The organism is Spongorhabdus nitratireducens, from assembly GCA_947387575.1.
Lineage (GTDB): Bacteria > Pseudomonadota > Gammaproteobacteria > Pseudomonadales > Endozoicomonadaceae > CANDOC01.
Genome location: CANDOC010000010.1, coordinates 215,361 through 228,469, shown reverse-complemented (window position 1 = coordinate 228,469; position 13,109 = coordinate 215,361). Strand labels below are relative to the sequence as shown.

The 13,109-nt window shown below is 47.4% G+C and carries 11 protein-coding genes and 1 tRNA gene; 7 read left to right on the top strand and 5 right to left on the bottom strand.

The annotated features are described in order from the left end of the window. The 3 genes from ACYZZ0_RS18385 (at position 1) to ACYZZ0_RS18375 (ending at position 2,532) form a co-directional block, all read left to right on the top strand. Positions 1 to 75, top strand: a tRNA-Gln gene (locus ACYZZ0_RS18385). A gap of 69 nt (positions 76 to 144) precedes the next feature. Continuing rightward, positions 145 to 1,086, top strand: a complete 942-nt coding sequence (locus tag ACYZZ0_RS18380; protein WP_461538109.1) for a ribose-phosphate pyrophosphokinase — start codon at positions 145 to 147, stop codon at positions 1,084 to 1,086. Between the two features lie 165 nt (positions 1,087 to 1,251). Next, positions 1,252 to 2,532 carry an MFS transporter gene (locus ACYZZ0_RS18375; protein ID WP_461538108.1) on the top strand — a complete coding sequence of 427 codons (1,281 nt, stop codon included), beginning with the start codon at positions 1,252 to 1,254 and terminating at the stop codon, positions 2,530 to 2,532. Here ACYZZ0_RS18375 and ACYZZ0_RS18370 read toward each other — a convergent pair. Continuing rightward, positions 2,515 to 3,711 (bottom strand): MFS transporter, encoded by a 1,197-nt coding sequence (locus tag ACYZZ0_RS18370; protein WP_461538107.1) that lies wholly within the window; start codon positions 3,709 to 3,711, stop codon positions 2,515 to 2,517. The two genes, ACYZZ0_RS18375 and ACYZZ0_RS18370, sit on opposite strands and share 18 nt — an antisense overlap. A gap of 201 nt (positions 3,712 to 3,912) precedes the next feature. Between ACYZZ0_RS18370 and ACYZZ0_RS18365 the strand changes: the two genes are divergently transcribed. Both ACYZZ0_RS18365 and ACYZZ0_RS18360 read left to right on the top strand, forming a co-directional pair. Further along, positions 3,913 to 5,550, top strand: a complete 1,638-nt coding sequence (locus ACYZZ0_RS18365; protein WP_461538106.1) for an amino acid adenylation domain-containing protein — start codon at positions 3,913 to 3,915, stop codon at positions 5,548 to 5,550. Then, the gene (locus ACYZZ0_RS18360; RefSeq protein WP_461538105.1) at positions 5,547 to 5,783 is read left to right on the top strand and encodes a hypothetical protein; all 237 of its coding nucleotides are present in this window, start codon (positions 5,547 to 5,549) and stop codon (positions 5,781 to 5,783) included. The genes ACYZZ0_RS18365 and ACYZZ0_RS18360 overlap by 4 nt, the downstream gene beginning before the upstream one ends. Here the strand turns inward: ACYZZ0_RS18360 and ACYZZ0_RS18355 are convergent. The 3 genes from ACYZZ0_RS18355 to ACYZZ0_RS18345 all read right to left on the bottom strand — a co-directional run bounded on the left by ACYZZ0_RS18355 (position 5,769) and on the right by ACYZZ0_RS18345 (position 8,684). Further along, the gene (locus ACYZZ0_RS18355) at positions 5,769 to 6,746 is read right to left on the bottom strand and encodes a hypothetical protein (RefSeq protein ID WP_461538104.1); all 978 of its coding nucleotides are present in this window, start codon (positions 6,744 to 6,746) and stop codon (positions 5,769 to 5,771) included. The two genes, ACYZZ0_RS18360 and ACYZZ0_RS18355, sit on opposite strands and share 15 nt — an antisense overlap. Before the next feature lie 143 nt (positions 6,747 to 6,889). Further along, positions 6,890 to 7,654, bottom strand: coding sequence for an enoyl-CoA hydratase (locus tag ACYZZ0_RS18350; protein ID WP_461538103.1), 765 nt, complete (start codon positions 7,652 to 7,654; stop codon positions 6,890 to 6,892). A gap of 34 nt (positions 7,655 to 7,688) precedes the next feature. Then, a complete protein-coding gene (locus tag ACYZZ0_RS18345) occupies positions 7,689 to 8,684 on the bottom strand; it encodes a 2Fe-2S iron-sulfur cluster-binding protein (RefSeq protein WP_461538102.1) in 996 nt (331 codons plus the stop codon). A 232-nt stretch (positions 8,685 to 8,916) separates the two neighbouring features. On the opposite strand from ACYZZ0_RS18345, the gene ACYZZ0_RS18340 reads away from it, so the two are divergent. Continuing rightward, positions 8,917 to 10,437: a fumarate hydratase gene (locus ACYZZ0_RS18340; protein WP_461538101.1), complete on the top strand. Its 1,521-nt coding sequence runs from the start codon at positions 8,917 to 8,919 to the stop codon at positions 10,435 to 10,437. Positions 10,438 to 10,489: 52 nt separating this feature from the next. On the opposite strand, the gene ACYZZ0_RS18335 is transcribed toward ACYZZ0_RS18340, so the two are convergent. Next, positions 10,490 to 10,945 (bottom strand): very short patch repair endonuclease, encoded by a 456-nt coding sequence (locus tag ACYZZ0_RS18335; RefSeq protein WP_461538100.1) that lies wholly within the window; start codon positions 10,943 to 10,945, stop codon positions 10,490 to 10,492. A 25-nt stretch (positions 10,946 to 10,970) separates the two neighbouring features. On the opposite strand from ACYZZ0_RS18335, the gene ACYZZ0_RS18330 reads away from it, so the two are divergent. After that, entirely contained in the window at positions 10,971 to 13,058 is a 2,088-nt protein-coding gene (locus ACYZZ0_RS18330; RefSeq protein WP_461538099.1) for a DNA cytosine methyltransferase, read from the top strand. Positions 13,059 to 13,109: the final 51 nt, after the last annotated feature.

Here is a 13,109-nt window from a genome sequence, read left to right as displayed (position 1 = left end):
TGGGGTGTCGCCAAGTGGTAAGGCAACGGGTTTTGATCCCGTCATGCGCAGGTTCGAGTCCTGCCACCCCAGCCATACGAAACCGTCGCGTTCTGACTCTATATTCTTACTCTAAACCGGCTGATAAAGCACAGGGTCACCACCGTGTCGAAGATGATGGTATTTTCTGGTAATTCCAACCCGGAACTTGTCCAGAAGGTTGTAGATCACTTACATATTCCCCAGGGCAAGGCATTTGTCGGCTGCTTCAGTGACGGTGAAGTCGCTGTAGAAATTCAGGAAAACGTACGGGGGAAGGATGTATTCATCATTCAGTCCACCTGTGCTCCGACTAATGACAACCTGATGGAACTGATTGTTATGGCAGATGCCATGCGTCGTTCCTCCGCTGTTCGGGTAACTGCTGTACTGCCGTACTTTGGTTATGCCCGTCAGGATCGTCGTCCCCGCTCCACCCGTGTACCGATCAGTGCCAAAGTTGTTGCTGACATGATTGCCAGCGTTGGTGTTGACCGCGTACTGACCGTTGACCTGCATGCAGATCAAATCCAGGGCTTCTTCGATATTCCGGTAGACAACATCTACGGAACACCGATTCTGCTGGACGACATCGAGCGTCGCAATTTCGAAAATATCATGGTTGTTTCTCCGGACCACGGTGGTGTTGTTCGTGCCCGTGCTGTTGCCAAGCAGCTGAATGCAGAACTGGCCATTATTGACAAGCGTCGCCCGGAAGCGAACCGTGCTGAAGTGATGAACATTATCGGTGACGTTAACGGCCGTACCTGTGTTCTGATCGACGATATGGTCGATACTGCCGGTACCCTGTGTCAGGCTGCCCACGCTCTGAAAGAGAACGGCGCCAAGCAGGTTTACGCTTACTGCACCCACCCTGTGCTGTCCGGCCGTGCGCTGGAAAACGTAGCCAACTCTGTACTGGATGAGCTGGTTGTGACCAATACCATTCCGCTGACTCCGGAAGCACAGGCCATTGATCGTATCCGTCAGCTGGATATGTCCCCTCTGATTGCTGAATCTGTGCGTCGTATCAGCAATGCAGAATCAATCAGTGCAATGTTTCGTTAATCATTGACTGATAAACAGGCCTGCGAAGTAGAATCTCTATTTTTCAGGCCTGTTATTTTTTAATTCCCTTTACGCTTTTCCCTTCCCTGTCTAGATTGTCAACAGCCCCTAAACACGTAATAACAAAATTCCAGGTTTACATTCTGTTCTACAAGAGTGACAGGTATGGCTGAAGGACAATCGACCTCGGTACGAAAACTGGTAGCTGTTACTTCACTGGGAGGGTTTCTGGAATTATATGATTTCAGTATTTACGCCATTATGGCGAACCATATAGCTTCACACTTTTTCCCTGCTGATGATCCTTCCATTTCCTTATTACTGACCTTTGCAACCTTCACTGTAGGATATTTTGGTCGCCCGTTAGGCGGGCTGATATTTGGTCATCTGGGTGACCGTTATGGCCGCAAAAAGACATTTGCAACGACGGTTCTGTTGATGGCGTTGTCCACAGCGCTGATCGGTATCCTTCCGGATTACAGTCAGATTGGTTTGCTGGCTCCTGTATTGCTGATTGTGTTGCGAATTGTGCAGGGCTTTTCTTTAGGGGGGGAATTACCCGGCGCTATAACCTATATCTCGGAAGCCAGACCTGAAAAACGGGGTTTCTATTGTGGCGTGCTCTATATGGCACTGCTGAATGCGCTGGCTCTGTGCTGCATTATTCAGTGGCTGCTCTCCAGTGTGCTGGGGCAACAGATGATGCATGACTGGGGTTGGCGTATTCCGTTTCTTTTTGGTGGTTGTCTGGGATTTGTCAGCTATCAGATTCGTCGCCAGTGTCATGAAAGTGGTTTGTATAAGCTTTTGGAACAGACAAAGCAAAGGGAATCCATTCCGGCTAGAACCGTACTGGTGAAATACCCCCGTGAGCTGCTGCTGGGTGTCATTATGGTGGCCTTCTGTGGTTCGGCCGTCATCTTTTATGGCCAGTACATGCAGGGATTTATTGTCCGAAATGTTGAATTCGATCCCGGCCATTTTGCCGGAATATTGGCACTGGCTTATATGCTGTCATCCCCTGTGTGCCTGATAGGTAAGCTGGTGGATGGTCAGTTCAGGCGCCCTCTTTTTATTGCACTGAGTTTGCTTGTACTGGTGGGGTCACCTCTGTTTTTGCATTGGTTGATGAGTGGCTCGGCCAGTAAACTCCCAGCCGCTTTCGGGATTGCGATCCCTTGTGCCTTGGTGACGGGGACTATTCCGGCCATGTTGGCTGACCTGTTCCCGACCAGTGTTCGCTACAGTGGTGTTGCGCTGGCTTATAATCTGGGTTTTTCTTTTTTCGGTGGGACAGCGCCGCTGATAGCAACGTCACTTATTGAAGTGACCGGAGACTACAGGTCTCCGGCGTTATATTTAATGGCTACTTCAATGATTGCTCTGTTATTTGCCCTTTTCAGTTTCCGTTCAGGTATTTTTTCTCCTTCACGTCAATTGGCCTGAGTCGGGTTGAGGGCAGAGCTTTTCGGGAACATACAGTTTTAGCGTTAGCGCGCTTCCTGCCAGGAAAGCTCCGCCGAGGATAATCAGGTTGTTAACACCAAGCAGGGTCAGGAGTGAGGCGCTGAGACCTCCCAGAATAAAGGAGAAAGCAAAAAGGGAGGATGCGATGCCCATCGCCCAACCCTGACTTTCACTGTCGGCACAGTCACTAAAGAGAGCCAGCGTTGATACATAAGCCACCACAATGGCCATGGACCATAACAAGGCAATTATCCAGTGAGCTGCTATAGAGAAGTCCAAAGCAAACAAGACTGAAAATATCGCACTACAGAATAGTGAAGCTATTGTAAGTATCCGCGGTGTATACCGCTTCTGCAGCCAGGGTAACAGCCACAGGATGGCAATCATGCCGCCGCTACCGGCACAGACTGCACTGAACAGGCCCAGCTCCACAGGAGAGTAGTGGTAGTGACTGGCCAGATAGATATAAAAGAACTGATACACCATACAGTTACCGGTATGAAACTGGATATGGCACAGGCTGAGGCGACGAATATTCCTGTTATTAAAAGCGGCTCGGAAAGTTCGGACCGGAAGTAACCAGTCAACAGGTTCCTGGGCTCTGGTTGTTACCGTTTCTTCCAGTCTCAGATAAATCCAGATCATGGATCCCAGTGCCAGTGCGCTGATGGCCACAAAAGGCCAGTACAGACCAAATCCGGCCAGGGCCGCACCCATGCCGGGGCCCAGAAAGTGAGCGGAGACATTGGCCAGTGTAATGCGGGATAGGTTCTGAGTCTTGGTATCTTCAGTGCTGAGATCGATGATACTGGCCTGACCAATAGCCGTAGCTCCGCACATCAGTCCGGCACACAGCCGGCCAAGCAAGAGGAGGGATACCAATCCAGAAGCCATGGAGACCCCCATCAGCCCGAATGAGAACAGGAGTCCGACCATACACAGCATCAGGGTTTTTCTACGTCCCCAGTGGTCACTGAGGTCTCCCAGAACGGCTGCTCCTAAAAACATACCCAGTGGGAAAATGGCAAATGCAATGGCCTGAGCCAGGTCCCGAACGGTATCAGGGCTTGCTGCCAGAAAGATATCTTCAGCAAAAGCAGCGACGATCATCGGCGTAACAAGACCGAATGACATAATGTCGACGAAAATTGCACTCATGGCGGGTAACACCCGCTTTAAATTGCTGTCTGAGATCACGGCAGGACTCATTTAATAAAATGTTCTTTTAATGATCGACCATAAGGCCGACAAGTTCCTGCCGGTGTGGCAAAGAGCGTAATTCTTAATAATAAGTGCATAAATAAACGCTATGCTTTGCATTCCATTCATTTTTTGTACTGGTTTAATGAACAGATCAAGATGAATAAGAGCGATATGGATTTCCAGGCCACTCTTGGCGGGAGAGTTCTCAGTGCTGCTAAAAAGTATGAATCCAGACCCGCTTTATGGGCTGAAGGTGAATATCTTTCTTATCAGGAGGTATTGCAGCAGGCCTGTTCTCTGGCTCAGGTAATGCCTGATACCGGAGAAGGGAGAGCAGGTGAGAAAGTTGGTGTTTTTGCCAGCCGTACATCCAGCGTTTACTGCAGTTTGCTGGGAGTGTTGTTGGCCGGGAGCTGTTATGTTCCTCTGAATCCGCGTTTTCCGCTTGAGCGTCTTGACTTCATTGTGGGCCGGGCTGGTATTCGCACCTTATGTGTTGATTCTGCCTGTGAAGAAAAAGCTGCGGCATTGCTGGCTGTGGTCAAATATGAATGCCAGGTCATTTTGCTTGGTTGCAGGGGCCGGCTTCCTGCTTGGGCGGAAGAATTGAAGGGAAAGCATAAGTTTGTACTGGCTGATGAGCTGCCTTCTCCTGAACGCTGGTCTGCTCCCCAAAGCTTGAAAGTAGAGGATCTGGCATATTTGCTGTTCACCTCCGGTACTACAGGTCAACCCAAGGGGGTCGGCGTCAGCCACGGCAATGTTGGGGCCTTCCTTGACCATATGCAGCAAACCTGGCCTCTGACGACTGAAGATCGTTGTACCCAGATCTATGAGTTGGCTTTTGATGTTTCGGTCAATGATATTTTTAGTTGCTGGCAGGCCGGAGCCTGTCTGTATGTAGTGCCGGAAACGGCTCTGCTTTGTCCGTCTGACTTTGTACGCAAGCATGAACTGACATGTTGGGGCTCGGTACCCTCCACACTGGGTTTTATCAAACGCTTTAACCGGCTCAAGCCGGATTATTTGCCCAGTCTTCGCCTCAGTTTCTTTTGTGGCGAAGCGCTGCCTGTCGAGATGGCTGTTGCCTGGGGAGCGACCGCACCAAACAGTCGGGTTATCAATCTGTTCGGGCCCACTGAAGCGACTATCGCGATTACTTCATATGAACTCGACAGAAATCAGGTTCCTGATCAGGCGGTGATGCCCATTGGGCTGCCCTTTGACGGACAGGGGGCTGTAGTACTGAATGAATCGGGTGAAGAAGTGACTTCAGGTGAAGAAGGTGAACTGTATCTGGCCGGTAGTCAGCTGGTAGCAGGATATTGGAAGGATGAAGAAAAAACCGGACAGACATTTGTAGAAAAAACTGTGACAGGCCATCCGTTTAATCGATGGTATAAGACTGGAGATATTGCCTCCGACAGTCAGTTTCAGGGACTGATCTTTCATGGCCGTAATGATTTTCAGGTCAAAATCAATGGCTACAGAATTGAACTATCCGAGATTGAAGGCGTCATCAGAGAGTTGGTGGAATGTAGCTGGCTAGCTGCTATCCCTTGGCCGGTAGATGAGCTGACGGGGGCTGCATCAGGCGTTGTAGTATGGGTTTCAGGAGAGTCGTCAGAAACAGCCGATCTGAAGCAGGTTTTAAAACTGTGCGGGAATAAACTGCCGTCGTATATGTTGCCGTCAGCGATCTACTGGATGAATACGCTTCCCAGAAATGCCAACGGAAAAGTGGATATTGCCGGGTTGCAGGCAGCGACCCGAGAGCAGGAGGAGTCTAAATGAACCAGGTCAGAGAATTGGTTTATCGGTTTATGGAACATAAAGGTGTCGACATAAATAGTCTGTCTGGAGATAGCTTGCTGCTAGAGCATTTAAAGTCGGTAGATTTGATGGAAATGATTGTGCAACTGGAGGCCGATCTGGGTTTAACGCTTGATCTGGCCTCTGCAGATATTGAGTCTATTATGTTGCTGGATGGCCTTCTTGGCTGGGTCAGCAGTTCACTTAGTAGCTGAAGGAAAAGTTTTTTGCAGTAGAGTTTCTTGCAGTATAGGGGATAGCAGTAGCCTTAATACGTTGCTGTGAAGTCTATGAGATTCATTGGTTCTGACTTGTCGATGGGTCGCTGCTGAAACGCCTTTTACACGTAGAACAGCACCGGCTCTTGTAGTATGCGAAAAAAATTGGGCATCATGTTTCTTTGAAAAGTAAATCGTCAGAAACGAATTTCCAGACCCTGATTCATGAAACTGGGTAAGCTCCACTGCATCAAGGACAGAGTCGCTTTCAGGAGATTGTAATCTTTTTCTGACGTCCATTCTGATCTTACGAGGTCCTACTGCAAAACAAGGCATAAAACTGTTCCAATTTGTAGAGCTCTTATCGTCGGTGATAGCTTTTTTTGCTCCTCTCTGAAGGTCGTCAAAATCGTGCAATGTAACGCCTTTATTTTTTATTGAAAAATAAACAAAGTCATATAGGTCAGCGTCAGGATACCAAAAATCGCCACGTTTCGATCGATCTTTAATGTGGTTTATCCAATATGTAACGATTGTTGGATTATCATGATTTAACCATTTTAAATACTCAAAAAAATCGAATGATTTTTCATGTCGAAAATCCAGTTGTTCCGGATCGCTATCGCATGGGTGAACTTCAAACCCTGCGCTCAAGCTTAAGGTAAGCTCAATAACTTGATCTGTCAGGGGGCCTGAAAATCCGGGGCTGTATTGATTGTAGTGCCTGACCTGTATAAATATCACCCTGGATCTTTCTCTTCGAGTACCGGGCTTAATTAGAATGGCATCATTGATAAGTGTAAGGCTTTTGCCTCTTCCTTCAAAATGAGTCCAGCCTTTTGAAATGACTTGGTTTCTATGAGTAATTACAAAGTGCTTTTTGGCATAGCTTAAAGGAGATGACGATACTATTACGCATAGGAATATAACCATTATTATTCTACGCATTTCAGTTTTCACGTCTTACGTTTTTAAAACTAGTAATATAGATAAAGTCTCTGTTTCTACAAGGAATGGCAATAATACGTTAGCAGAGTAAATAGCATGTTATTTAAAGAGCGTTCTATGAAAAGCAGAACGCTCTGTGACCTAAAAATTCAGGATTACTTGAATCGGGAAAAATCCGGTTTTCTTTTCTGCAGAAAAGCCCCAATAGCCTCTTTAGCCTCAGGCGACTGAAGCCCCTTAGCAAAAGCCTGGCCTTCACTGGCAATAGTTTCCTTCAGCTGGTTAAGCAACGGCTCCTTCATCTGCTTTTTGGCCAATCGAATCGCTGCAGGTGGTTGTGCAGCCAAAGCCTGGGCGCGTTGTCGGGCATAGCCCTGGACATCATCAACCACGCGATTGACTATGCCTGCTTCTCTGGCCTGTTCTGCGCTGAACGATTCGCCCAGTAACAGCATTTCTGCAGCCCGTTGATAACCTGCAAGATTGGGTAACAACAGACTGGAGCCTGCTTCAGGACAGAGACCCAGATTGACAAAAGGCAGCTGGAAAAGAGCATCAGGCCCGGCATATACCAGATCACAATGCATCAATATGGTCGTACCGATCCCCACGGCAGGGCCATTAACAGCCGCAATCAAGGGCTTTTCAAAAGAGACTGCAGCCAGGATAAACTGCATTACCGGGCTGTCCATGCTGGTGTTCGGGTTGTGGAAAAAGTCCATCATGTCATTGCCGGCAGTAAAGCAATCCTTTGAACCTGTCAGGCATACGACACGCACTTCAGGATCCGCGGATGCACTTTCCAGTGCATCGACCAGTGCTGTGTACATTTCCTGGGTAAGCGCGTTTTTCTTTTCTTCGCGATTCAGACTGATCGTCAGAATATTATTTTCAAGTGTCGTTTTTACAGGAGCATTCATAGTGCAACCCTTGTTTATTTTATGTGAGTGACTGTCAGTTATCTGACTTATGGTGGAAAGGATCGCAGAATACACGATCAATTGATGGCTGCTGCCGGCTTAGCCAGTCAGCAACAATCTGGGTGTGAGCTTCGGTACCGCAGATAAAAATATCAGCCCGTTGCAGTTGTGGATAATTTTCCAGATATGAAACAGTGTTATCAACCCGATCGATTCCGGTTATCGGATGATATTGAAAATTACGGGTTAATCCGGCGATATACTTCATTTCCCGCTCAAGATATAAATCAATCGCTGCATTGGTCACATGCAGCATCTCGATATTCCCACGGTGCTTCTGCCGAATGGCATCCTGTGCCGCGCCATAAAGCGCACCGATACCGGTATCGAATCCGACAAACAAAAGCGGAGCATTGGTATCTCCGGGATGATAATGACTGGCACCACGAACATTACCGACTGTCAGCTTGTCCCCGGGCTTCAGTTCCTCATGAACCCAGCGGCTGAACGGGCTGCTGATATGGCGTTCAACATGAAAGGTGATGTTGTTGGTTATTTCCGGCAGCGAAACAATGGAGAGATCACGACATTCATGCTTGTTTTGCCAGACTGAAAGATATTGCCCCGGGTGATAGTCCAGCGGATTACGAGGAGAGATAGTCAAAGCCTTGACTGTAGGGCTGAGTTCCTTGATTTCGGTAACAATGGCCTCAGTCTGCTGCTGCCGGTCAGGGCGGCGAATGGCAAGATTATTTCGGGGATGACACTGGCAGGCCAGAAAAGCCCCCTGCCTGATCTCGGTTGCTGACAGTCCCGATTGTGCTGTAGCCGGTGCCAGTCCCTGGGTGGTCTCCATCATGCAGGCATGGCACAGACCGGAACGACAGGAAAACGGCACCCGGACCTTTGCTTCCAGCAAGGCATCAAGTACCGATTGACCCGGTTTAACCGGATACTGCCGGCCTTCATACTGTACCCAGGGTATTGTTTCAGTATCTGAACCGGACATGCCCATCTCTTCTTGTATCATTCTTGTTCATGGCTGATTCGCATCATAACCAAGGTGATCGCATCTTTATAGGTGATTATGGTCGCTTATTTCAGATTTTCAGGCTCTTTGGTCGTTTTTTATTTCCCACTGGAAAGCACTTCAGGGTGTATATCAGCCTGGTCTGATAAATCCATGTAAACCATTGCTCCATAGACTGATATAATCGGCGCCGGGGCAAATCTCATAACAAATCATGGAGAACAAGTACACCATGACCATAATTCGCGAGCAGGACTTTATTCAAAGTGTTGCTGACGCTCTGCAGTATATCTCCTGTTACCATCCCAAAGATTTTATTGATGCGGTCTATTCCGCTTATCAGAAAGAAGAATCGCCGGCGGCAAAGGATGCCATGGCCCAGATTCTGATCAATTCCCGCATGTGTGCCGAAGGCAAGCGCCCGATCTGTCAGGACACCGGTATTGTTACCGTATTCCTGAAAATCGGCATGAATGTGCAGTGGGACAGCACCCTGAGTGTAGAAGATATGGTGAACGAGGGGGTTCGTCGTGCCTACACTAACCCGGACAATGTGCTGCGGGCTTCCATCCTGCACGATCCGGCCGGTCTGCGTAAAAACAGCAAGGACAACACGCCGGCTGTCATTCATATGTCTGTGGTACCCGGGGATACCGTGGATATAACCGTAGCAGCCAAAGGTGGCGGCTCCGAAAACAAAACCAAGATGGTCATGCTGAACCCCAGCGACAGCCTGGTGGACTGGATTGTCAAAACCGTACCGACCATGGGTGCCGGCTGGTGTCCGCCCGGGGTACTGGGTATTGGTATTGGTGGTACTGCAGAAAAAGCAGCGGTGCTGGCCAAGGAGTCTCTGATGGAGCATATCGATATCCACGAGCTGCGTGAGCGCGGTCCGCAGAACCGGGTTGAAGAGCTGCGTCTGGAAATCTTTGATGCGGTAAACAATCTGGGTATCGGTGCCCAGGGTGTGGGTGGTCTGACCACTGTGCTGGATGTCAAAATCCTCGACTACCCGACCCACGCTGCTTCCCTGCCGGTAGTGATGATTCCGAACTGTGCCGCTACCCGTCACGCCCACTTCGTACTGGATGGCTCCGGTGCTCATGAAATGACACCGCCAAGCCTGGAAGACTGGCCGGAAATTACTCAGGAAGCCAGCGACAATGTGCGTCGGGTTAACCTGAATGAAGTCACTCCGGAAGATGTACTGGAATGGCAACCGGGTGAAACCGTACTGCTGTCCGGCAAGATGTTGACCGGTCGTGATGCTGCCCACAAGAAGATGACCGAAATGCTGGCCAACGGTGAAGAACTGCCGGTCGATCTGAAAGGCCGCTTTATCTACTACGTTGGCCCGGTTGATCCGGTACGCGACGAAGTTGTTGGCCCGGCGGGTCCGACCACTTCAACCCGAATGGACAAGTTTACCGATACCATGCTGGAGCAGACCGGCCTGCTGGGAATGATCGGCAAGTCTGAGCGTGGCCCGACTGCTATCGAAGCGATCAAAAAGCACAAAGCCGTCTATCTGATGGCGGTGGGTGGTGCTGCCTATCTGGTGTCCAAAGCGATCAAAAATGCAGAAGTGCTGGCCTTCCCTGAGCTGGGAATGGAAGCCATCTACGAGTTTGATGTTAAGGATATGCCGGTAACGGTTGCTGTCGACAGCAAAGGTGAATCGGTTCACACCACTGGCCCTGCTGCGTGGAAAGTGAAGATTCAGGAAGCGCAGAAGCTGGAAATTCAGTAGCAAAACCTCTATTGCCGCTGGTCTCACTACTTGAGCCGGCGGCATATAACTTCTACAACTCATCTGATGCAGATATTTCTGAATATGAACTTGATGATTTTATCCAGCTCTCAACCTCTGCAAAATAATCTAGGCATTTTTTGGATCTGGTTGCACACTCCCAGATGACTAGAACTCTCCAGTCGATCTCTAATAATGCTTGTTTTACTTTTTCGTCCCTGCTTACATTGCCAGAGAATTTTTTCTGCCAGAATCCTGTTCTACTTCTTGGAGAATATGCCAGTCGGCAGCCTTGATGATGATGCCAGAAGCAGCCATGGACAAAGATTACCGCTTTATACTTACGCAAAACTATATCTGGACGGCCTGGTAATTTTCGATCGTTCAGGCAGTATCTGAAACCTGAAGAAAATAGATACTTTCGAACGAGTAATTCAGGTTTTGTGTTTTTGCTCCTGATTCTGGACATGTTTTGTGAACGGGTTGCACTATCTACTGTATCTGTCATATTGGCCTGTAATGGGTTACCTGGTATGCTGCTTGCTATAGATTTTATCAGTCAGGTTTATATGCATCAGTCAATCCCATTTGTGGATATATTCGCAGGGCCAGGCGGCCTAAGTGAGGGCTTTTCATCGTTCTCAGTTGCTACCTCGGGCGAAGATTTCTATCCATTCAGAAGTATTATATCTGCAGAGAAAGAAGAGTCCGCCTTTCATACTCTACGTATGAGGGCTTTTCTGCGTTTCTTTATATATAACAAAAAGTATGACTGCCCTCCTGAAATCTATATTGATTATGTAACGGCAAAGACAAATAACGAGAAGAAATCTCCTGCTTACATATTGGCGGATATTCTTCACGTTGAGCTTGAAGACTATAAGACTGACTCTGAATTTAAAACTCTACTGGCAGGTTCATTAAGAGATCGGTGGCAAAATTTTTCTAAGGACTATTCTGATGAGCTAGATGACATACTTAATGCTGCTTTGCATGCTCGTGAAGAAGTTAAGCATTTTGAGCTTGGAGGTGGCAAAAATACCTCTAACTCAGGTGATATAACCCCGCACATAGCGATCGCTTTAAGACGATTTAACAACAATGAGGCTTCCAAGAATGATTTTATCCTGGTGGGAGGCCCTCCCTGCCAGGCTTACTCTAATGCGGGTCGGTCCAGGCGTAGTGGTAATGTTAAAAGCTACACTTGTGATGAAAGTGGCGAGTATGTTTTCGATAGAGACCCCAGAGCTACTTTGTATAAGGAATATCTGAAGGTTCTTAATCAGAATGAACCTGCATTTTTCGTCATGGAAAATGTCAGAGGTATGCTTTCAGCACAATTTTCTTCTGAAAATGGAACAAAAGAGCCAGTATGGAAAAGGGTTGTTTCAGAGCTTCATAACCCTAGTAAAAGTTTGGGCTCAAATACCTCTGGTAAGAAATATACAATTACTTCTCTTGTACCTGGCAAAGATTGTTATTATGACGGTGAAATTGAAGATTTAGACCGCATTGACCCAAGAGACTTCTTACTCAGAGCTTCTGACTATGGTGTTCCACAGCACAGAGATAGAGTTATATTGCTCGGTATAAGGGAGGACCTTTTGGAGGGTTTCTCAAAGCAGGCTGTTTTAAGTAATGCAAAGCTGCCATCTACCGAGAATCATGCGGTTTCAGTAGGAACTGCAATTAATGACTTGCCACCTCTTTTCAGTACATTGAGCTCAATGGCTGAATTAGGAGGGAAGAAAAAAAGTGTTAAAGCCAGTGAATCTGAAGCTAAATGGAAGGTATTGGTACCACAGCTGATTAGAGACATTATTTCAGATATTGAGCACCCTGATTCTACTTTGTCTCTAGAATCTATCAGTAATCTCATGTCTGAAAATGAAGAATTAAAAATAGATGACAGATGTTTGTCAGATAAGTTGAAAGAAGTGCTTCAACATAGAATAACTGAGCTTTTATCCGAAACTGAAAGAAAAATTAGTACCTTAACTGCCGACAAAGAACCTCCTTTTACTCTAGGCGATTATCAATGGAAGTCAGGTCAGCCAAGCTCTGAGCTTTTAAGTAACTGGTATAAAGCTAAGTCCAAAGGGCTACCAGCTATAAACCATTATTCCCGTGGTCACATGGATACAGACTTGGCAAGGTATGTCTATATTGCCTGCTATGCAGTTGCATACCAAGATATGCAGGAAAAAATACGGTCAGTATTTCCTAGTTTCGACGCTATGAAGGCAAGAGATTTTCTGTCGAAAAAGTGCAGGATATCAGACAGGGTAAATATTGATCATTTAAAGGAGGCTGGCCTCCAGCCATATCATCAAAATACTCAATCTTTTGTAGACCGATTCAAAGTCCAAAGAGCGGAAAGTCCATCTACTACTGTTACCTGCCATATATCAAAGGACGGACATTACTACATCCATCCTGATCCTGTTCAATGCAGAAGCCTTACAGTGCGTGAAGCGGCAAGGCTACAGACATTTCCAGACAATTACTTTTTTGAAGGAAAGCCTACGCAGCAGAGAACTCAGGTTGGTAATGCTGTACCACCTTATTTGGCTCTGCATATATCTAATGTACTGTTTAGTCTATGGAATAAATTGCTCTAAGGATTATTAGCTTTAAATAGATATTTAAGCCCTGCGCTCACGCCGCGGGGC